We start from the raw sequence: 19,286 nt of genomic DNA, 5'->3' as shown, positions 1-19,286 counted from the left end.
TCGTGGTCTTTCAGTCCGCGACTATCGCAGGTCTCGTCGCCGGATCGCTCCTGCTCGCGTCCACCGCCCGCGCCGAAACCTCCACTATCGGGCGCACCTGGCCAATCGCCGAGCCCGACGCCATGGCTGAGATCGAGGCGCGCGCGGCGCGGCAGCCTGCGGACATAAAGGAGAAGTTCGGGCCGCGATCGGGCTGGAGCGCGCTCAAGGGCGCCATGCTCGCGACCGCGCGCGAAACCCGGGTGCGACACGTCGTGCCGTTCTACACGCTCGATACCGAGATCCGCCTGCCGGACGGCAAGCTCCTCTACCCCAAGGGCTTCACCTTCAACCCACTGACCTATGTGTCGCTGCCGCAGCGCCTCGTCATCGTGCATCCGCGCGATCTTGGCTGGGCACTGAAGACGGCAACGCTGACTGACTGGATCATCCTGACCGGTGATGGCGATCCCAAAGACGACGCCCTCTCGCTGGGCGAACGTCATGGCCGCGCGCTGTTCATGCTCGAGGAGCAGGTGAAGGACCGGCTCGGCCTCACCGTCGCCCCCGTGATCGTCCGCCAGGTCGGACAGAAGCTGGAGCTGACCGAAGTGCGGCTCGCTCGCGCCAACCCGCGAAAGGCAATCCCATGAGCCATGTCGTCTCCCTGCTGCGCACCGGCGCGGCGGCCATCGCCCTGTCTCTGCTGGCGCCGGCCACGCCCGCGCATGCCTCCAAATGCCCTTCGGACACGGTGTTCAATCCCGTCACCAAGGTGCGCTGGAACTGCATCTTCCCGATCACGATCGGCGGGGTTCGGGTCGGAAGCTACGACAAACTCGACAAGGAACTCGACGCGCAGTCGGCCTCGAAACCGCTCTGTGCCTGCCGCAAGGGCGCGACATTCTGGTTCGGGGTCAAGGTCAGCTTCTGGACGCCCAACCGCATGATCGACGTGGTGACCGAGCCAGGTTGCATGATGGCCTTGGGCGTCGATCTCATGTCGACCGGCGGCAAGCTACAAGGCAGCCAGTCCTCGATCTCGGACGGCACCAACACGACAAAGCTGTTCGCGCAGATGCACTATTACATCGCGCCGGTCTGGAAGATGCTCGACATGTTCACGGACCTGCCGTGCATCGAGGACGGTGGCTTCGATGTCGCGATGATCACCGAAGTCTTGCCGACGTGGCAGTCGGGGACGCTGGGCGCGATCATCCAACCCGAAGGTATCCTGTTTGGCAACCCGGCGGCAGGGCTCGCCTGCATGGCGGATAGCGCCGCGGCGGCTGCGGGCAAAACCATCGACCCGCTGTTCTGGTGCATGGGAAGCTGGGGAAGCACCTATCCCGTTGCCGGCGACATTCACATGGGTGACCGCGTTGAAGGCTGGGCCGGCCTCGCCGCGCGCGGCACCTTCATGATGGGCCGCCTGGGCGCACTCACCGTTCATTCCGAGGACGGCTGCTCGTTCAAGCCACAGCCGATCTGGACCAAGTCGCGCTACAAGCTCCAGATCATGGAACCCGTCAAGGGCGGGAAATGCGTCAATATCGGCCGGCCCGGCGCGCTCTGGACATCGGGCAAGCACGCGCCCGGCAAAGACAACGCCCAATTCATGCTCTTCGAAAAAGCGATCTGCTGCGCGGGAATTTCCACGCCATGAGCCAGTCGCTTCCCCCAACCCGCGCACTCGGCACGGGCGGTTGTCCCGCTCGTCATGGAAGGCTCCCCACCGTGGACGGGCGCGCGGAAGGAGCGGCGGCGGTTCCCCCTGCCGCCGTCGCTCCACCTATGGTCAGCGCGGCCGAATGCCCCCCATCGGGGAAGGCGAGCCCCCCTCTTGCCGCGCCTCCGGTGGCGGCCGCGCTGACCACCTTCGCCATACTTGCAACCTTCGAGGGCCAGGCCGTCTTTAAGATACTCTCGCCCGGATCAGCCACGTTTCGGGCGGGAGACGTGCTCCGCTTCGCCTATGGGTCGCGCAGCACGCGCGCGAGGCAGCCATGAGGGCGCGTTGCCTGTTTCTTGTCGCAGCGGCTACCGTCGCCATGCCGGTTTCCGTGCCGGCACAAACGGTCGAGGAACGCGCCCGTGCCGCCGCCGAAGCCTCACGCGCGAAGACGTCCGACAGCGAGGCGATCCAGCAGAACTATCTGACGCCGGGTCTTGCCGGACAGCCGATTTCGACCGTCGACAACAGCCGGACGTTCAATCCCGATATCGCCTGCCAGAAGACGGCGACCCTGCTGGAACTGATCGCGCAGCCCGCATCGACGGGCGATATCGGCACGCTGCGCATCAGCCGCGACAAGAACCTCGACGGCGCGGTCGACCAGACGCTGACCCTTCCGGTTCCGGTGTCGGGCATCTGCGCCAATGGTGTGGTCTCCTGCCAGCCCGGCACCTGGAACCAGTGCAAAAGCTTCAAATGGGACGTCGCTTCGGGCGGCGATCTCAAACTCACCGAAGTCGGCCTCACCGACCTCGCCGGCTGCTATTGCGTCAATAACAGCTGCGGCTCGAACCTCGTTTGGGGCAATATGGCCTCGGTGCTGAAGGATCTGGGCGGTGGCGTGATCGGCGCGCTAACCACGGCGGACCCTCGCGTCGGCGTCGCGCAGGCGGTGATCGATGGACCGGCGATCCGCTATACCGGCGCGCAGAGTACCGCCTGCTCGCCAGACTCATCGCTTCCGCAGACCGCCTATCGCGCCAGTCCCGCGACGATCCAGGGCGACGCGGCGAGCGCGGCCGCCACGAGCAGCGTGTTCCAGGCCTTGAAGGGATCACCCGCCGGGATGGGCAAGGCGGAGCAGATCCGATCCTGCACCATCACGCGCGAAGTGTCGCTGGGCGCCGCCAAGGCGGAGGACATTATCGCGCATCTGGGCGGCGCCTATGCAACTTACGCCCCATCTCCCGAGCAGCTCACTTTCCAGATGGGCTCGCCGCGCGACGACAGTTTGCGGGGCGGAAGCTGCCGCATCTTCGAATTCCAGATGCGGCTCAGGGTCGATGATCCCGACCGGCTCTCTCAATTTCAGCTCTCGCACTATTTCTTCGACGACTGGGTCCAGCTTCGCATCGATGGGCAACTCGTCCTCTCCGATCCCGCCAACTGGACGGGGAGCGGCCTGCCGCCGGGCAAATGCGAGCGCAAGCGGACCTGGCACGCCTACCCCAATCTCGATCTCAAGCCGTGGCTGCCCAAGGGCGAGCATGTCATCTCGATGCGCGTCGCGGTCGGCGGCGAGGGAGAAGCCTTCGCGCAGTTCGACGCGCTGCTCGACATGAGCTGCAATCCGACCGAGCGCATCGTCGACCTGTGTGCGGGCTATGCTGGAGACGCGAACTGCACGCTCCATGACGAAACGGTCGATGGCGTTGGTACCTTCCGCAATGGCGTCGCCACCGGCCTCACGCCGCTCCCCCAGACCCGGCTGTTCGAAAGCGGCGCCTGCTCGCTGAGCCTGACCCGTCCATGGTTCGGGCGCGAGCGGCGCTATCGCTGCGCCATCGATACCGGATCGATGCCCGGGCCGGACCTGAGCCGCGGCGCCTATATCATCGACCACTCGACCGAGACGCTGCTGGCTGATCGCGTGAAGAATAAAGACGGCGGCTATTCGACGTCGACTCGCGACTTTGCCCTTCCTGATCGCGGCGCGGTCCCGGCTTGCGAGCCAGTCTGCAAGACCCGCGCGCCCAAGGCGAATGACGGCGTGGCGCTCGATGGCGTGGTCGGGGAAAAGCAGAATGTGCCCACTGGCTGGGACACTTTCTATCACGCCTGCAAGACCGGCAGCGGCGGCGACATATGTCCCGCGGGCCCCGGCGAGCAAATCGTCTCCGCCTGCGGCTGCCTCGACGATTTTCCCGAAGCGGTGGTCATGATGCAGACCGTCCGTCTCGGCGGCGGCGATCTCGTCTGCACGGGAGAAGTTCGATGATCTGGCGCCCTAATCTTTGGCCGACGCGGGTTGCGCTGATCGCGCTCGCGATCTGCGGTTTTCTGCTCGCCGGGCAGTTCGCGCCCGCGCGGGCACAGCAGCCGGTTTGCGCGGTCGATCTCAACGGCAATGGCGATGCCGGCGATCCCGGTGAGGTCGCGAACTGCTCCGCGATGGCAAACGATGCCTGGCTCTGCCCGATCCAGCAGACGATGTGCGCCGCCGATGCGCAAGGCGCCTATAGCTGTCCGCTCGGATCGCAGCATCAATGCCTCACTCCGGTCGGCGGCGGAACGCCGATGTGCTCGCCCATTGCCTGCACCGGAAGTGACGGCGCGGGGATCGAGGATAATCCGGTCGTCGACGATCCGGGCGCCCCCGCCGATGGCGAAGTCGATGCCGAAGGTCATTGCCTCGGCAATATCGAGATTTTCGCCGGTCGCGCCGCACGCTGCCGCCCTGCGGGGCTCAAGACGACGTTTTCGAATTGCTGCAAGGACAAGGGCAAGATCGTCAAGGACGGCATGGGCGGTTCGATTTCGTCGATCGGCACCAAGATCGCCGTCGCCAAGGGCGTGTTTACGGGCATGAAGGCCGCCTACACCGCGTTCAAGGCCGGCGCCACCGCCAGCCAGGCGGCAAGCGCCGGTGCCAATGCCATCATCGTCGGCATCGATCCGACGTCGATCGCGATCAGCCTCGCGATCAACTTCATGATGGATTTCCTGCTTTCCGGCTGTGACCAGCAGGACATGGAAGTGGGCATGCTCCGCGGGTCGGGCATGTGCCATGAGGTCGGCACCTATTGCAGTTCGAAGATCCTCGGCATCTGCGTGCAGAAGTCGAAAGGTCATTGCTGCTTCAACACCAAGCTTGGCCGCATCATCCAGGAACAGGGCCGGCCGCAACTCAAGAGCTTCAACAGCGTCGGCTGGGGCACGGCCAAGCAGCCCTATTGCCGCGGCTTCACGCCCGAAGAGTTCCAGGCGCTCGACTTCAGCAGGATGGATCTCTCCGAATATTATTCTGAAATCGAAGCTCGGACGCAAGGCCAAATCCAGATCGACATGAAGGACAAGATCGATGCCTACATGCAAGTCATTGGGCAGTAGAGCGCGCGCCTCGCTTGCGCTGGCAGCGTTGCTCGCTTCCGCCTCCGCGATGGCGCAGGACACGCCCCGCCAGGACAACGCTCGCGATCGCGCGGCCGCGGAGGGCGATACCGCGCTCGATCGGCTCGAACGCGCCACGGCGGCACGGAAAAGGCAAGCGGAAGCGCGCGGCCCGACCGCGCTGCCCACACCGTCTGAGGAAACCCGCCGCCGCGCTTTCGAAGGCTTGCGCAAGCGCGCACCTTCGCCTGCCATGGATGCGCGGGGGCGCGCCGCGCTCGACAAGGGCAAGGACGCGATGGCCGCCGAGCGCAACGCCATGGCGCGGCGGCTGGGGCAAGCGCTTGGGCTCGAAGCACCCGACATGGAGTCCATCGCCGGCGTCGCGGCGCCGCCGAACGCCAAGGGCTGGGTGCCGGTCCTGTTCGTATCTTCATCCATGCCAGTGACGACATTACGGACCTATGCCGCGCAACTCGAGAAGACGCACGGTGTCCTCGCCTTCCGCGGGATGCCGGGCGGCCTGACCCGGGTTGCACCAATGGCGAAACTCTCGGCCGAGATACTGCGCCACGATCCGGGCTGCGAAGGCCCGGCTTGCGCAATGCGGAATGTGCAGCTGATCGTCGATCCGCTGATCTTCCGCCAACACGGTGTATCGCGGGTGCCGGCGCTTGCCATGGTGCCGGGCGATCCCGCGCTTCCCTATTGCGAGCGCGAGGACGACAGCCCACGCGCTGCCCACGTCATCTATGGCGATGCGGCGCTTTCCGGACTTCTCGAAGAATATGTCCGCCTCGGCGGCAAGGAGGATGTGCGCGATGCTCAGGCTCGCCTTCAGGGCCGCTAAAGCGGGCTGGTCAGAAATGAAGCTGCTGCCGCTCAAGACGGCGGTTGCACTCGGCAGTGCGGGGCTCGGACAGCCTCCGCGTCCAAAGCAGCTCTGGAAGGCGTTCGGAATCGTGCTGCCGATCGGCCTCCTGGCCTGGTGGGCGATCCCGCAGGCGACGATCGTCATGAGCCCGTCGATCGACGCCTGGCTTGTCCGCGAGGCGCCGGGGCCGATCGCCCGGAACGATCTCGTCTCGTTCACCTTGTCGCACCCGCTCGCCGGACCGAAGCCCGTTGCCGTCACCAAATATGCCCTCTGCTTCCCAGGAGAACGGATCTCGATGATCGAGAAGCCGTCCATGAGCTATGGCGAATGGGATGGCTGGTATTATTGCAACGGCAGGCTGCTCGGGATCAGCAAGCCTTTCGGCCATGACGGTCAGCGTCTCGAACATTGGCAACCCGACAATGGTCTCATCCTGCCCGGAACGATTTATGTCGGTTCGACCCATGCGAGCGGCTTCGACAGCCGCTATTACGGCCCGGTCGCGATCGAGCGCCTTCGCCGCATGGAGAAGCTGCTGTGATGGCCGCCCGGATCGCGCTGGCCGCGGCGTTGGCGCTGGCCGCCCCTTCCGCGCTGGCCCAGCCCCGCGACGACGCCCGGACCGGCTATTGGTGGTATCAGGCGCCGCCTGCCCCGGCCGCGGAAGAGGATGATCCCGACGCGCTGGCAAAGCCGGTCATTCCGCCGATGGCGGAGCTGTCGACCTGGACGCCGCCGAAGATCCGCAAGCTGATCGAGCAGCAGCGCGATTATGCCGCGACGATGCTGACGGTCGACGCGGTGGCGGATTTCTGGCGGTTGCAGGACTTTGCGCGGCGTAAGGCCCGCGCTTTCGCCGGCGTCACGCAGATTGCGATGCTCCAGCATCCCGAACTCAACGCCAAGTCCGCCAACCCGATGGTCGGAGAGGCCCGCGATCAGCTTTCGGCGCAGAAGGACCAGGTCCGCCGCCAGTACCTGCGCGGGCGCGCGGGCGAGTTCGCGCTGGTCATGTTCTCGCGGTCGACCTGCGGCTACTGCCGCGTCCAGTGGCCGATCGTCCAGCGGTTCCAGGAGGAAATGGGCTGGCAGGTAACGCTCATGGACATCGATCGCAGGCCGGAACTGGCGCAACGGTTTGGGGTCGAGATCACGCCGACCACCATGGTGATCCGGCGCAACAGCCAACAGCGCATGGTGATCGCGAGCGGAGTCGAGGCTTATCCGAACCTCACCCAGATGGCCTATCAGGCGGTGCGGCTGCTCTCCGGCGACATCCGGCCCGAGCAGTTCATGACCGGCGCGGGCGAGGAAGACGGCTTCTTCGATGCGCTCGCCAACGGCCCGGTCTCCGCAACCGATCCTCGCGCGCTCGGCGGCGATCTTGTCGGCGCCAGCCTGGAGCCGCAGCGGTGAGGCGGCTGGTGACCTTCATGCTGGTCGGCTTGCTTGGGGGCATCACCCCGGCGTCGGCGCAGCCCGTTACCCGCGAGCAGGCGATGCGCGCGGCGATCCATCCGGTCGCTACCGAGGCAGCGATGCGTGAATGGCTCGCCCGCGTGCCCGTCACGCGCGACTGGCCGCCCGATTTTGCCGAGACCATGAAGGGCCAGGCGTCGGCCTTCATCGTCGAAATGAGCACGGCGCCGGGCTGCATTCCCTGCGCGGACCTCTGGGCAAGGTTCGGCGGGCTCGGCCAGCGCTACGGCTGGAAGGTCCGCACGATCAGCAGCCAGGAGGCGATGGTGCGTTCCGGGCGGCTCGGCCTGCCCTGGGTCGGGCATCCGGTGGCGTGGGTCCGCCCGCTCTCCGATCCGAACCGCATCATTCCGGTTGCGATCGGCACCGACCACGCGCCCAACCTTGGGCGCAACCTCTATCTCGCGGCCAAGATGCTGACCGGCGTGAAACCCGCAGTCGGCATCCGCGGCATGGCGAAGTTCACCGGGATCGTGGGCGCACCGCCACGTCCCTACTCCAACCGGGCGAGGAACTGACATGGGGAGCCAAATCCTCGCCCTATCCCAGGAAAGCTGCCCACCATGGCTACCTCGCGCCGCCGCCTGACCCTGCTTGCCCTGCCGTTGCTCGCTACCTGCGGCTTTGCCTCTCCCGCGTCCGCGCAAAGCTGGGCCCAAAGCTGGTTCGACAACGTCACTTATACCAGTCCCGGCAGCTTCGAGGACCAGACCCGCGGCTACATCACCGCGGGCGGCATGTCGGGCCGGGTCGATGTCCACAACGACTATCTGATGAGCGTGACGCTGCCGAAAATCCGTGCGGGTTGCGGCGGGATCGACATGTTCCTTGGTGGCATGTCGTTCCTCGATCCGGACTATCTCGTGCAAAAGCTCGAAAGCATCCTGCAGGCCGCGCCGGCGGTCGCCTTCCAGTATCTGCTCGAAACGCTCGATGAGAAGATGGGTAACATCATCTCCAAAATGGAAGCGGCCACCAATTTCCTGAACTCCATCCAAGTCAACGACTGCCGCCTCGCCAACCGCATGGTCCAGATCGCGAAGGGCGATGACAATGTGTCGGGCATCGTCGAGGAAATGACCGGCTACAAGTCGGTCCGCGAAGGCTTTGCCAAGAGCTATCAGCAGAGCCGCGAGAAGATCCAGGCCAATCAGGGCAACCCGACCGAGGATCTCAAGGATGCGCTCGAAAACTGCCCGGCCGAAGTCACCGAGATCTTCAAGACGGGCTCGCTGCTTGCCCATGCCGCCGCGCGCGTCGGCGCGTCCGACTGGACGGGTGTCATGCGCGCGCGTGTCGGGGACGTCTATATGCGGTGGGATGCCACCGACAAGGTACCGATCTTCTCGGCCATACCTGCCTGCCCACGCCAGGACACTGAAAGCGTCGACGATTTCCTGACCGGCAAGGTCCAGTCTCGCACGCTGTCGGTTCCGCCGACATCGGCGGACTGCTCGGTCGATGGCAACGGCAAGGGTGCTCTGATCCTTGCACGCGCTCGGATGGAATCGATTGCCGTCAAGATCCGCACGCGCGCGGCATTGACGCCGGAGGAAAGGCAGTTCGTCGCCAATGTCCGCACGCTTCCGGTCTATCGTCTGCTTGAATGGGGCGTACGCCAGGGCCTGGCCGACAGTGTGATCGGCGACACGGACGAGCTGGTCGCGCTCACGCTCGCCTATCAGATGCTCAACGACCTCACACGCAGCATCGATTTCGCCGTGTCGAACGCCGAACGCGGCGTGAACGCAGCCGGGGCCAGCGACGCGGGCAATGCGAAGGTCTGCCAAACGCGCATTCTGACCAAGGGAATAGAGCAGCTGAGCGGCCTGCGTGATGAGGTGCTGCGGCAGCGAGCGCAGATGCGCCAGTCCTATATGGCCGCGCTCAACCAGGCGAACCTCTCGGCCAACTATGCCGGGGTGGTCCGCCAGCGCGACCGTGATGCGCGTGACGCCGCCGGCGCCGCCGCCAACCGCAACCGCTGAGCGAGGGCACGTCATGATCCGCATCCTTCGCGCCCTGTCAGTCCTGATCGCTCTGTTCGCGGCAACGCCCGCGCTGGCGATCGACACCAGCTTCCACACCTATGACGGCTTTGCCGAGACCGTGGACGCCTTCCGCCTGGTTTCGATGATCTTCGGCGACCCGCGCTACGAGACGCTTGTGCTGATCGTCGCGGTGGTCGGCATCGGCCTGGGCGTCCTGCTCGCCAGTATCCGTGGCTCGGGCATGGGGCTGGTCGGGTTCGGGTTCCAGATGCTGATCGGCGTCGGCCTGTTCGTCGGCATGGTGGCGACGACGGGCACGGTCCACGTCTATGACCGGGTGCGCAACGCCTATCAGCCGGTGGGCGACGTCCCCAACCTCATCGTGCTGGTCGCGGGCGTGACCAATATGATGGAGCGCGCGCTCGCCGAGGTGATCGACGACAACACCACCAATCCCCACGCCAAGCTCGAGTTCGGTGCCGGCGGCCATAGCTTCGATCTCTTCCTCAACGCCGCCAGCCCCCGCGGCCCGATGACCGACACCTTTCTCGATGCGACGATCAAGGATTATGTGCGGCAATGCTATCCGGTGGCGCGCGTCTCGCCTGCCTATGGTGTCGACGACGACACGCTGTTCCGCACCGCCACCGATCTCCCCGCCGCCTTTGCCGGGATGGCGGGGCCAGCGACCTTCAGCACGGTGTTTACCGCAACCGACAAGGGGGGGGCGACAGTCAGCTGTGCCGAGGCCTGGGAGCATATCTCGACACGCCTCTCCGAACCGGCGCTGTTCGACAATTATGTCGCGCAAGTCTGCACGCGCACCGGCTACGACATCACCAACGCGGCCCAGCTTCAGCGCTGCCGCTCGAACATCGGCGAGCTCGGCCAGATGATGATGGACAAGCCCCAGTCGCTGCAGCAGTTCCTGACCAACGTCATGCTCGGCAGTACGGTGGGCGACGTGCTGTTCGAGGACAGTCCGGCAACGGCAGCACGCATCATGGCCAATCGCGCCGTCGTCTCGTCCGGCCTCGCGACGATGTCCACGGCAAACGAATGGATGCCGACCATCCGGGCGACGGTCTTCGGCATCATGCTGTTCATGATGCCGATCGCACTCCTGTTCATCCTCACGCCGATCAACCTGCGCGTCGCCAGCTTCGCGCTCGGCCTGTTCGTGTTCGTCGCTTTGTGGGGTGTGATCGATGCCGGGATCTATCAGTTGACGCTCGGCCGCGCGACCGATGTGCTTGCCGAAATGCGCTCGAACAATGTCGCCGCGAACGCATGGATGCTGGCGCCCTCCTCGGCGATGAAGGCGCTGGCGATCTTCGGTAGCTTCCGCACGGCAGCGGCGGGCCTGGCCGGCGCCTTCGTATTCACTGTGTTCCGCTTCTCGGGCAACGTCTTCACCTCGTTCACCAGCGGCGCACTCGGCGTCCAGGGCCAGGGTACGGCAGCGGCCGCACCGCTCGCAACCAGCGAAGGTTATGCAGGCGCGCTCGAAGCGCAGGCGACAGCCGCCGGGACCATGGCACGGCGCGGCTTAGCGTCGAACTTCGGCGACTTCGGGGAACGCTCGACCTTCGGCGCGAACCGGGCGTTCGGCGCCGCGAGCCGGATGCTCGGCGAGCATGGCGGCGGCGCGAACGGAACGCCCGCATTCGGCATGGGAGGGCTCGATGCCGCGCGCGAGCTGGGCGGGATTTCACCGGCGCTGACGGGGCGCAGCCTCACCGATCCCGCGACCGTGCGCGCGGTGCGCGACAATGCCACGACCAGCGCGATCCACAATTTTGCGGAGAAGGACGCACTGCGTGCATTGGGCACGGGGTATTTTGGCGAGGGGCAATCCGGGGAGCGCGCCTTCGCGGCTTTCGCGCAGAAGATGGTTCAGTGGCGCGCGTTCGGCGAACAGCGCTCCTATGACATGATGCTGTCGGGCGCGCAGCGGCATTTTGAGCGTAGCGGCTATGATGCGAAGGATGCGGCGCTGAAGGCCTCGACGGTGATCGGTCAGGCTTCGGCCGATCCGACCTTCGCCAAGCTCATCGCCAATACCTTCGACCAGGAGCAGATGCTGCGCAATGATCTCACCGCCGCGCAGGTTCAGATTGGTGCGATGGAAGGCCGTAGGGATTTTGCGGGCGACAATGTGGCTCCGGTCGAGCGGCGCAATGTAGCGACCGAGCAGGCGCACAGGACAGGGAGCAACGAGGGTCAGCGCAATGCCGCATCGATGCTCGGCCTCTCCGTTCAGGAAACCTCTCGCCGCATCGCCTTCATCAACGCCCTCTCGAGCGAAGCCCGCTCCTTCGCCATCACCCAACTCTCCCGCGCAACCGACCGTAATGAAGCGCAGGTGATGCGCGCGCTCGAAACCTATAATGCCGCCGTACAGGTCGGGACCGCCGACGGTGCGACGGCCGAAGCGGCGCGCGAGGGCACAAGCGTCTATGGGCGCACGCGCGAGGCGGCAGGCTACGACTTCGCCGAGCGCTCGGGCAAGCTCGACGCGCAGCGCGAGGTCGGGCATGATGGCACCCGCTCGGCGGCGCGGATCGGCGAGCAGCGGCGGCAGGCCGACAATGCCGGGTTTGCTGAGGGCGCGGCGGCCGCGGGGATGTCGGTTCGGCAGGCGGCCCGGCTCGACAGCTTCATCCGCACACTATCCCAGGGCGTCGGCAATCAGGTCGATATGGCCGAGGGCGGTGCGGAAGGTATCGCCGATCGCGCCCGCAACGAGCGGCTGACCCGCATCGTCGACAACGAACGGCTCACGCGCATGCAGCAATTGCTGGGCGAGCATGGCGTGCAAATGTCGAAGCGGCAGATCGCCATGGCGCAGAATGGCGATCTCAGCCTCAACCTAACGCCCGAGACGGCGGCACAAATGTGGCGCGGCGGTCTGATCAACGAAAGTCAGCTCGGAGCAATCGCAAATGGCGGGCGTGCGCGCTTCTCGTTCGCCGACAACGATGTGCTGGTCTCCAGCTCGGTCGGGTTCCAGCAATCGGCACGCAACGACACCAGCACGCGCTTCGAAGCTGGCAAACAGGCCGGTCCCGATACGGTCGAGCATTTCCTGAGCGGCGGCGAACAGGGCCAGGCAATGATGCAGAACTGGCTGCGCGGCGGGTTCGAGATGGACCGGCACGGCAACTGGCGTTTGAATCCGCAGGTCGCCGATACACTCACAAGGGATGTGCAGGCGATCATCGCGCAGACCGGGTGGCAGCGCGGGCTGTCGCGATCGGCTCAGGACCAGGTGTCGATGGGCACGACTATCAACGCCAACATTGGGGGGTCAGTGGATACTCAGGAATCGGAAACGACAGGAGGTCACGCGCAACCTGCGGGTAGAGGGCAACAATCGAACCAAAGCCCGACTAACCAAAAGGGCCGGTCCGCATCTGGACGCGTTGGTGGCAGTCTTGGGTTCGAGAGCCGCGATGTCGGAACCACAAACGAAACGGCGCACTCTGCAATCGATATCGTCAACTACGACGTGCGCGAATCGATCGCGGCTGCCGAGCGAGCCGCTGCCCGGTCCAGCGACCCCGCTGCAACCTTCTCGCAGGAGTTGTCAGATCGCATCCTGGGACCGGACGGGATGCGCAACCGCTACCTTCAGGATGCGGACTCCGGGCGGGCGACGTTCGACATCACCGGTCCGCTTACATCGATCGAGCAGAACTCTGTGCTGAAAAGCGGGCGGTTTTCCAACGATCTGAACAATAGTTTCGGCGATGGTGATAACAGTTTCAAAAAGCGTTAGCGCTCAAAGAAACGGCCGGGATACTGAAAGCTTAAGGGGTTTCCGATCCATAGAGCCCCGGACCGTGGATCGAAAATGTCGGTGCCCGCACGGATGTTTTCCATGTCTCGCTCATGCTCCTGCCAAAGGCGAGCAATTCTGGCGGCTTCCTCATCGGACACCGGAACGCCATCGCGACGGGGCGAAACTGCCGCCAGCCAGCTTTGCGCATAGCCGACACCGAGGATCATGAGCGCGGTCATCGGGAAGAACAGGACATTGAGAAAACCAGCAGGCGCGCTGTCGTAGAATGCTTCGAGTGGCGCGACCTTTGTGGACGCCGCCATGCCGATCCACCAGACCGGGATCGCTGCCCACCAAGCCTTCGCATACCAAGGACGCCACAGCCAATCGGCTGCTTTCAGCCTTGGTGCTGCAGGTTCGGTTGCCGACAGGTCGGTTGCGGTAGTCATCGCTAAATCCTTGGATGAGAACTATAGCAGAAATCTCCGCTCATGCCACTGTCCGCAGCATCGCAGGTTGCGACACCCTTCAGCGCAAGGCGCTGAAAAAGCTGACGCCGACGATCACCAAGGCTGTTGAGGCGGCAAGCAACCACAGGCTGGCCGATATCGTCGGAGCCGAAGGTCTCCGCCATGCGCTGGCCATCGCGCCACGCGACATTACCCCACAATCGCCTGCGGAACTCGAAGCCAACAGGAAGGCGCGCGAACGTACGGCCGAGTTCCGTGAGGATATGGGGCAGCGCGCAGGCGGAATGTACGACCGCGCTCACGTCGCGACGATGCGGAGCGTGCCCCCGGCAACCATCGAAAAGCGGCGCTAGCGGCAGCAGATACTCGGTGTGCCCTATGGATCGGAGATTCGGTATCCGGATGGGCAATTCGCAAATGGCGAAGCGGTGAGGCACCTGAAGCGCGTTCTCGAAGCTCTCGGCGATACCAATCCTTGGAAGAAACTCATGGTCCCGACGACGCCGGGCGAAGGGTTTGGTGACGGCAACCAGACCTTGCTGGAACGGCTGCACAGCAAGCCGAAGCAGGATGAATTCCGCCAGGTCGTTGCGCTCGCGTCGGCATGGGCGGCGTGAATGAAGATAATTGTAAGCGGTTTTTAGGCGAATCAAGCAGGAACGCTGCCCGCATTGGCTTCATCGCAACGCCACCTCACTCCCCAACCTTTCCGATTCTCCTCCCTCATCGCCAACCTCCACGCTTCCGCGCTTTTCACCGAAATTGGGTGGAGGCCGTATTTGGCGCATTGTCCGCTCCTGGCGCGCGAGAGGGTTGCGTCGTAGTGGTTATTCCCGCTCCGGCTTGTCGTCGGCGTTTCTCGGCACTGTGCCACCCTTGTTCCGGCCATCACCGATGACCTGAGAATCGACGATCGCGCGCGCGACGAGCTCCGAGCGCCTGAAGACGCCATAGCGTTGCTTGGCTCTCGTAATGTAGTACCGCACCGTTGTTTGCGCGATGCCGAGGATCTGACCGATCTCCCAATCGGTCTTGCCGAGCGCGATCAGCGCCGCGCATTCGGCCTCGCGGCGCGTAAGCCGGGGAACATTGCGGTCGTTCATGGCGTGATGGAGATAGAGGCCCGCCCTGAATGCGAAGCCCGCGATGATCTGGAGCGTAGTCATCAGTGATGGCGTGATCTCGATCGGCTCCGATCGGGCAAAAGTGCATGACGCATAGGACTCTCTGGGCATGTGCAGAGGGACGGTGATGCCGTGAACGATGCCGTATCGCCGTGCTTTCCCGATCAGTGCGTGCTGGTTTTCAGCCAACTCGACGAAGTCCGCGATTTCGTCCCAGGTAAAAGGCCGGTCGAGACCCGCGCTCACCTCATACACCGGATCAATTACATAGGCCTGAGTCGCCATGTAAAACCGGACGAAGTCAGCAGGGTAATTCGTAATCACCATCGCGCCCTCCATGAATCGGGGAAGACCGCCGTGCTGAACCAGCGCAACATGGGGAAAGCCCAATTGTCGAGCGATACCGACGAGTGCGTCGCGTAGCATTTCGGTCGACGATGCCGAGTTGAGACGAGCGAGCGCCTCCCGAAGGCGATCTCCAATGTGCATGGGCTTCATCCTCGTTTCGAACATGCTGATCTTGCGATCTGCTCACCGCTTCATGAGATCAGGCGGTGTGGCGGGCTTTGCTGCGTGCGGGGATGGTTTGAGCATCACGGGATGCGGCTTGGAATGGGCGGAAACGACTCCCCCCGAAAATCGACCAGTATTGCATGGACAGCGCGTGGTGCACCGTATGCCCCGCGTCGGTGCAAGATGAGGGCCAAGCTGCTCCTTGATGTGTCGTTACGGGCGGGTTAATGGCTTGCGCGGCGGGTGCCGTGAGATAGGGACACGCATGCGGCCGGGGGTAATCGGTGACCGGCGCATCCCGAAATAGCGGGCCTTTGTCTTAAAGGTTCCAACACCCGCCCCCCTCCCCGACTCGCAGTAAGTGTGGATCGGAGCTTGCGGTGGAATACGCGCGAACTTGCGCGTCGCCCGTTGCAGTGCCGCGAACAGCCGCGACCCGCTTGCGCCGGCTCTGACGCGGGTCCGATTCTGCCGATGTTAACGCCCGTCTCGCATCGAAGTTCAACGCCTTGTGTGCATCAATCGGCAAGTTGAACGAAAGATGGATATAGAAGATGGCACGAAATGCACTGCTGGCGGACCCATTGACGCTGGTCCCGCGCTCCTTGCCTGATCCGGAGGTGATCACCGATGCGAGGGCCTTTGCCTGGGAGGTTCTGCGGCGTCGAGCCGACTATCGCGGCGTGGCCGCCGCGACAGAACAGATCGGCACTGCAAACGCGCCGATCGAGTTGATCCTGTCGTGCGGCGACGCATCCGAGTGGGGCTTGCGCTTTCGCGGAAATGCCAGAACGGGGCGCAGCCGACGCCCGCCTGATGTGGCACGCCGAACTGGACCCTATGACGATCCGGGTGACGGCCCAACGATGGCCTGCCGATGATGGCGAAACCTTCGACCTCCGCAAGCTGATTGTCCCGGTTACGATCTTCAAAGATGCCGCCGGAGAGGAGGCGCTGATCGGACGCGGTCGCACGGCTGTCAGGCTGAGTATCAGCGAGGGCAGCTTGCTCGACGGGCCGGTCCGGCTCAGCTATGATCTGGCGGGTCGCCGCCGTCTGAGACGCCGGCTTCTGGCACTTCGTCAACTCGATGCGCTGATGCGGCTCGGACGCGTTCCGCGTCCGCTCGCCGTTCCGGCTCTAAACACGGATCGCCCCTGGATGCTGCTTCGCACGCTCGAGGCGTTGGCGGCGAACACGAAGGCACGGTCGATTGCAATCGCATTGTTCGGCAGAAGCGTGGTCGAACAGGAATGGGAGCACGAGTCCGATCATTTGAGATCGCGAACACGGCGCCTCATCGACAAGGCGCGGCGTCTCACTACCGGAGGCCATTTCGCACTCGTCTGCGGAGACTGCTAGGCCTTTCGTCTGCGCAGCCCGCGCACGCTGAGCGTTCCGAGGCTGATGGACGATCCCTGCCGCCCGTTGAACCAGCGCCGCAGGAAGGCTTCGGTATCGTCGAGCTTGCCACCCAATTCCTTGAAGACCCGCTCGAAGCCGCCGATTATGTTCGGCGGATCGAGATAGGTGATGTCGCCGCCACGCTCTTCGTAAAAGTCCTGTAAATGCATCATCATGATGAGGGCCAGCTTGGTATCGGCGCACGCGACCGCGAAGTCCGATGATCCGAACGGCACCGAAAGCATGATCGCGAAAGGATCGCTATCGGTCGCTTCGGCGAATGCGAACAGCCGTTCCAGGTCGAGCCGCCCTCCGCCCGCTTCAAACAGCTCATAACTGCGCTGTGGTAGCCCCATACGCTCGGCGACATCGCTGGCACGCAGATTCCGCAGTCGTCGGATGTCGCGGATGACGCGCGACAGTGTCTCGCGACCGTTTGGAAACTGGATGGACGACAAATCCATGCGTGTGAGCCTCCGCTATTGTTCCTCTCCTGCTCCCGTAGAGCGGCGCCACCATCTTCGGCTACCGCTTGTTCAGGACCAGCCTACGCCAATCAGCCATCGCCATAAACGAAAATCCATGCGGTAATCCGGTGTGGTCACCGGAGCGGGAATCAGGCGCCGGTCTCTGTTGCGTGACGCTGCAGAAATCCTGCGGGGTTTCCGCACTCTTGTTGCGTGACGTCGCTTGATCGCTTCGGCGCCATACGTTCTCGGCGCAGCGCATACGCCAAATGCAAGATGAGGCTCGACTCGACGGCGCGCTCCCGATTTGACTGTCCGCCTCAATACGCTTTCGGGGATATCTGAATCGCATGCGGACCTTCGCTGACCACATAAACGCAGCGGCAATTGTTCGCCGACACAATCCCGGCACACGCGGCAATGGTCAGATTTGATGAACGTCGGCCAGACAACCGCGCGTGTTCACGAGGCGCTGAGGCGACGGATAGTCATGCACGAAATTCGCCCCGGTGCGCGGATCGATCCATCCGAAATCGCAAGCGAATTCGGTATGAGCGTGACCCCACCGCGCGATGCACTTCACATGCTGGTGGGCGAAGGGCTAGCAGAGATAAGGCATGGAGAGGGCTTCTTCGTGCCTGAAATCGACGAACAGGGACTGAAGGACCTGTATGACTGGAACCTCGATTTAATTTTGGCAGCATGGCGTCGGGGCAAACCAACGCCAGGCACTTTCCCCAGTTTGGTCGGCGATCCCATAACCCAAACCGAGGCGTTCTTCGGCGCGATCGCTCGCAGTTCGGGCAGCAGACTTCACGTGTTGGCGATGCGATGGGCAAATGCCCGGCTCGGTGCCGCACGGCGAGTCGAGGCCAATGGCCTGTTTGACGCTACCGAAGAATTGGCCGCCATCGCTGCCGCCCTTTCGTCGGGCGATTCGGCGGCAGCACGAAGGCTGGTCGCTGACTATCACAACCGGCGCAAAAGCATGGCCATGAGGATCGTCGACGGGTTGTATGGGAGTGCCGGCACAAATTCCCGTCTATAGATATTGCCTTGCACGCCCGCGTCTAGAAACATCGGAACTGTGGCGCCAGAATATACTTCAATATATTGGAGTATATTCTTCGGCTAGTATGCGCTTTGACGTATGGTTCCCCTGCTACATTCCGTAGCATGGAGGAATGGTCATGAACCGTGAACTGAACGACGACGTGATCGAACTCGGCATCGCAACGGTCGAGACGAAGGGTCCTTCGGGTGAACGCCCCGACGAACAGGACGGATTGGACACCGGCGGACTCTCCGACGACTAATGATAAGCGTGCGGTCGATGGCCGCACGCTTATCAGCCATTTCGGGAACGGACAGATGGGCTTCCTCCTTGCCGAACACCTCTCGTTCTGCACGGTCGCAGACCGTGTCATTTTACTGGATGTGTTGCGCGATCGGTATTTTTGCCTTGGCGCGGACGCGGAGCGGGCATTCCTCAATCTTACTACCTATCGCGAACTCAGCCCGGCCGACGTCGCCGCTCTCGAACGGCTGACGTTGGATGGCATTTTGCGTCATCATGATGGACTGGTGGTGCCTGAGCCTTGCAAGCCGCCGGCCGTCGCGGTCAACAGTCTATTGGAGATTCGTGGCCGGCCACGGCCGTTGATCGTTGCAACAGCGCTTTTCGGACTTGCCCTGACAAGCGCTTTCATCAAGTATCGAGGTCTGGCGTCCGCGCTTCACGACCTTGCTCGTCGGCCAGCCGAGCACAAGGCAAAGGTACCAAAGGTGGATGCGGCCGAGACCGCGCTGGCTTTCCACCGGGCAGCCCTGTTTGCGGCTCCGCTCGATCAATGCCTGGTGCGCTCGATTGCTGTGGCGCGGGCCCTTATGTCAGGAGGTTTCCGGCCAAAACTGGTGATCGGTGTTCGTCTCCAACCCTTCGGCGCACATAGCTGGGTTCAGATCGAAGACGTGCTGGTGAACGATCGACACGACTTGGTGCGCGACTATACCCCGATCCTTGTCGCCCAGTGAGCCGCCGCTATCTTGTCGCAGTTCGTCGAGAGACCGGTGATATTTCTCCGGTTAAAGCCCGTTTGTGCGACCTGGACGCGGCGAACGGAAATTTCCGGG

20 protein-coding genes are annotated in these 19,286 nt (G+C 63.7%); 17 read left to right on the top strand and 3 right to left on the bottom strand.

From position 1 onward, the window contains the following. Window positions 1-2: 2 nt before the first annotated feature. The 10 genes from WFP78_RS14930 (at window position 3) to WFP78_RS14885 (ending at window position 13,172) form a co-directional block, all read left to right on the top strand. Window positions 3-632, top strand: a complete 630-nt coding sequence (locus WFP78_RS14930; protein WP_419722975.1) for a conjugal transfer protein TraW — start codon at window positions 3-5, stop codon at window positions 630-632. Further along, the gene (locus WFP78_RS14925) at window positions 629-1,645 is read left to right on the top strand and encodes a TraU family protein (RefSeq protein WP_336963876.1); all 1,017 of its coding nucleotides are present in this window, start codon (window positions 629-631) and stop codon (window positions 1,643-1,645) included. Before WFP78_RS14930 ends, WFP78_RS14925 begins: the two co-directional genes overlap by 4 nt. A gap of 340 nt (window positions 1,646-1,985) precedes the next feature. Continuing rightward, window positions 1,986-3,932, top strand: coding sequence for a hypothetical protein (locus tag WFP78_RS14920; protein WP_336963873.1), 1,947 nt, complete (start codon window positions 1,986-1,988; stop codon window positions 3,930-3,932). Beyond that, complete coding sequence (traN, locus tag WFP78_RS14915; protein ID WP_336963870.1) at window positions 3,929-5,044, top strand: conjugal transfer protein TraN; 1,116 nt, start codon at window positions 3,929-3,931, stop codon at window positions 5,042-5,044. Before WFP78_RS14920 ends, traN begins: the two co-directional genes overlap by 4 nt. Beyond that, window positions 5,016-5,894 carry a type-F conjugative transfer system pilin assembly protein TrbC gene (locus WFP78_RS14910; RefSeq protein WP_336963867.1) on the top strand — a complete coding sequence of 293 codons (879 nt, stop codon included), beginning with the start codon at window positions 5,016-5,018 and terminating at the stop codon, window positions 5,892-5,894. Before traN ends, WFP78_RS14910 begins: the two co-directional genes overlap by 29 nt. After that, window positions 5,866-6,462, top strand: a complete 597-nt coding sequence (locus tag WFP78_RS14905; RefSeq protein ID WP_336963864.1) for a S26 family signal peptidase — start codon at window positions 5,866-5,868, stop codon at window positions 6,460-6,462. Before WFP78_RS14910 ends, WFP78_RS14905 begins: the two co-directional genes overlap by 29 nt. Then, a complete protein-coding gene (locus WFP78_RS14900) occupies window positions 6,462-7,337 on the top strand; it encodes a conjugal transfer protein TraF (protein ID WP_336963861.1) in 876 nt (291 codons plus the stop codon). Before WFP78_RS14905 ends, WFP78_RS14900 begins: the two co-directional genes overlap by 1 nt. A gap of 17 nt (window positions 7,338-7,354) precedes the next feature. Next, window positions 7,355-7,918: a hypothetical protein gene (locus WFP78_RS14895; protein WP_336964039.1), complete on the top strand. Its 564-nt coding sequence runs from the start codon at window positions 7,355-7,357 to the stop codon at window positions 7,916-7,918. 45 nt (window positions 7,919-7,963) lie between these two features. Next, window positions 7,964-9,388, top strand: a complete 1,425-nt coding sequence (locus WFP78_RS14890; RefSeq protein WP_336963858.1) for a conjugal transfer protein TraH — start codon at window positions 7,964-7,966, stop codon at window positions 9,386-9,388. A gap of 13 nt (window positions 9,389-9,401) precedes the next feature. Beyond that, window positions 9,402-13,172: a conjugal transfer protein TraG N-terminal domain-containing protein gene (locus WFP78_RS14885; RefSeq protein ID WP_336963855.1), complete on the top strand. Its 3,771-nt coding sequence runs from the start codon at window positions 9,402-9,404 to the stop codon at window positions 13,170-13,172. Here the strand turns inward: WFP78_RS14885 and WFP78_RS14880 are convergent. Beyond that, window positions 13,169-13,624 carry a hypothetical protein gene (locus WFP78_RS14880; protein ID WP_336963852.1) on the bottom strand — a complete coding sequence of 152 codons (456 nt, stop codon included), beginning with the start codon at window positions 13,622-13,624 and terminating at the stop codon, window positions 13,169-13,171. The two genes, WFP78_RS14885 and WFP78_RS14880, sit on opposite strands and share 4 nt — an antisense overlap. 14 nt (window positions 13,625-13,638) lie before the next feature. On the opposite strand from WFP78_RS14880, the gene WFP78_RS14875 reads away from it, so the two are divergent. Together WFP78_RS14875 and WFP78_RS14870 are read left to right on the top strand one after the other, a co-directional pair. Continuing rightward, the gene (locus WFP78_RS14875) at window positions 13,639-13,998 is read left to right on the top strand and encodes a hypothetical protein (RefSeq protein WP_336963849.1); all 360 of its coding nucleotides are present in this window, start codon (window positions 13,639-13,641) and stop codon (window positions 13,996-13,998) included. A gap of 75 nt (window positions 13,999-14,073) precedes the next feature. After that, window positions 14,074-14,262, top strand: a complete 189-nt coding sequence (locus WFP78_RS14870; protein ID WP_336963847.1) for a hypothetical protein — start codon at window positions 14,074-14,076, stop codon at window positions 14,260-14,262. A 210-nt stretch (window positions 14,263-14,472) separates the two neighbouring features. On the opposite strand, the gene WFP78_RS14865 is transcribed toward WFP78_RS14870, so the two are convergent. After that, window positions 14,473-15,258, bottom strand: a complete 786-nt coding sequence (locus WFP78_RS14865; RefSeq protein ID WP_336963845.1) for a LuxR family transcriptional regulator — start codon at window positions 15,256-15,258, stop codon at window positions 14,473-14,475. Between the two features lie 578 nt (window positions 15,259-15,836). Between WFP78_RS14865 and WFP78_RS14860 the strand changes: the two genes are divergently transcribed. Together WFP78_RS14860 and WFP78_RS14855 are read left to right on the top strand one after the other, a co-directional pair. Next, window positions 15,837-16,163 (top strand): transcriptional regulator domain-containing protein, encoded by a 327-nt coding sequence (locus tag WFP78_RS14860; RefSeq protein ID WP_336963842.1) that lies wholly within the window; start codon window positions 15,837-15,839, stop codon window positions 16,161-16,163. Further along, window positions 16,123-16,644: a DNA -binding domain-containing protein gene (locus WFP78_RS14855; RefSeq protein WP_336963839.1), complete on the top strand. Its 522-nt coding sequence runs from the start codon at window positions 16,123-16,125 to the stop codon at window positions 16,642-16,644. Before WFP78_RS14860 ends, WFP78_RS14855 begins: the two co-directional genes overlap by 41 nt. Here WFP78_RS14855 and WFP78_RS14850 read toward each other — a convergent pair. Continuing rightward, entirely contained in the window at window positions 16,641-17,150 is a 510-nt protein-coding gene (locus tag WFP78_RS14850) for a helix-turn-helix domain-containing protein (protein ID WP_336963836.1), read from the bottom strand. The genes WFP78_RS14855 and WFP78_RS14850 overlap by 4 nt on opposite strands. 436 nt (window positions 17,151-17,586) lie before the next feature. Between WFP78_RS14850 and WFP78_RS14845 the strand changes: the two genes are divergently transcribed. The 3 genes from WFP78_RS14845 (at window position 17,587) to WFP78_RS14835 (ending at window position 19,187) form a co-directional block, all read left to right on the top strand. Then, the gene (locus WFP78_RS14845; protein ID WP_336963834.1) at window positions 17,587-18,201 is read left to right on the top strand and encodes a GntR family transcriptional regulator; all 615 of its coding nucleotides are present in this window, start codon (window positions 17,587-17,589) and stop codon (window positions 18,199-18,201) included. Between the two features lie 142 nt (window positions 18,202-18,343). Continuing rightward, window positions 18,344-18,469 carry a benenodin family lasso peptide gene (locus WFP78_RS14840; RefSeq protein WP_336963832.1) on the top strand — a complete coding sequence of 42 codons (126 nt, stop codon included), beginning with the start codon at window positions 18,344-18,346 and terminating at the stop codon, window positions 18,467-18,469. 55 nt (window positions 18,470-18,524) lie between these two features. Then, window positions 18,525-19,187, top strand: a complete 663-nt coding sequence (locus WFP78_RS14835; protein WP_336963829.1) for a lasso peptide biosynthesis B2 protein — start codon at window positions 18,525-18,527, stop codon at window positions 19,185-19,187. The last annotated feature ends 99 nt before the right edge of the window (window positions 19,188-19,286 follow it).

Source organism: Sphingobium aquiterrae (genome assembly GCF_037154135.1).
Taxonomy (GTDB): Bacteria; Pseudomonadota; Alphaproteobacteria; order Sphingomonadales; family Sphingomonadaceae; genus Sphingobium; species Sphingobium aquiterrae.
Note: the sequence above shows the minus strand (reverse complement) of the source record. Positions and strands in the feature narration are given on the sequence as shown.

What these genes read in the sequence shown, in the direction of transcription:
- WFP78_RS14925 (WP_336963876.1), top strand. Translation starts at nt 629, where the DNA reads ATGAGCCATGTCGTCTCCCTGCTGCGCACCGGCGCGGCGGCCATCGCC.
- WFP78_RS14920 (WP_336963873.1), top strand. Translation starts at nt 1,986, where the DNA reads ATGAGGGCGCGTTGCCTGTTTCTTGTCGCAGCGGCTACCGTCGCCATG.
- traN (WP_336963870.1), top strand. Translation starts at nt 3,929, where the DNA reads ATGATCTGGCGCCCTAATCTTTGGCCGACGCGGGTTGCGCTGATCGCG.
- WFP78_RS14910 (WP_336963867.1), top strand. Translation starts at nt 5,016, where the DNA reads ATGCCTACATGCAAGTCATTGGGCAGTAGAGCGCGCGCCTCGCTTGCG.
- WFP78_RS14905 (WP_336963864.1), top strand. Translation starts at nt 5,866, where the DNA reads ATGCTCAGGCTCGCCTTCAGGGCCGCTAAAGCGGGCTGGTCAGAAATG.
- WFP78_RS14900 (WP_336963861.1), top strand. Translation starts at nt 6,462, where the DNA reads ATGGCCGCCCGGATCGCGCTGGCCGCGGCGTTGGCGCTGGCCGCCCCT.
- WFP78_RS14895 (WP_336964039.1), top strand. Translation starts at nt 7,355, where the DNA reads ATGCTGGTCGGCTTGCTTGGGGGCATCACCCCGGCGTCGGCGCAGCCC.
- WFP78_RS14890 (WP_336963858.1), top strand. Translation starts at nt 7,964, where the DNA reads ATGGCTACCTCGCGCCGCCGCCTGACCCTGCTTGCCCTGCCGTTGCTC.
- WFP78_RS14885 (WP_336963855.1), top strand. Translation starts at nt 9,402, where the DNA reads ATGATCCGCATCCTTCGCGCCCTGTCAGTCCTGATCGCTCTGTTCGCG.
- WFP78_RS14880 (WP_336963852.1), bottom strand. Translation starts at nt 13,624, where the DNA reads ATGACTACCGCAACCGACCTGTCGGCAACCGAACCTGCAGCACCAAGG.
- WFP78_RS14875 (WP_336963849.1), top strand. Translation starts at nt 13,639, where the DNA reads ATGAGAACTATAGCAGAAATCTCCGCTCATGCCACTGTCCGCAGCATC.
- WFP78_RS14865 (WP_336963845.1), bottom strand. Translation starts at nt 15,258, where the DNA reads ATGCACATTGGAGATCGCCTTCGGGAGGCGCTCGCTCGTCTCAACTCG.
- WFP78_RS14860 (WP_336963842.1), top strand. Translation starts at nt 15,837, where the DNA reads ATGGCACGAAATGCACTGCTGGCGGACCCATTGACGCTGGTCCCGCGC.
- WFP78_RS14855 (WP_336963839.1), top strand. Translation starts at nt 16,123, where the DNA reads ATGACGATCCGGGTGACGGCCCAACGATGGCCTGCCGATGATGGCGAA.
- WFP78_RS14850 (WP_336963836.1), bottom strand. Translation starts at nt 17,150, where the DNA reads ATGGATTTGTCGTCCATCCAGTTTCCAAACGGTCGCGAGACACTGTCG.
- WFP78_RS14845 (WP_336963834.1), top strand. Translation starts at nt 17,587, where the DNA reads ATGAACGTCGGCCAGACAACCGCGCGTGTTCACGAGGCGCTGAGGCGA.
- WFP78_RS14840 (WP_336963832.1), top strand. Translation starts at nt 18,344, where the DNA reads ATGAACCGTGAACTGAACGACGACGTGATCGAACTCGGCATCGCAACG.
- WFP78_RS14835 (WP_336963829.1), top strand. Translation starts at nt 18,525, where the DNA reads ATGGGCTTCCTCCTTGCCGAACACCTCTCGTTCTGCACGGTCGCAGAC.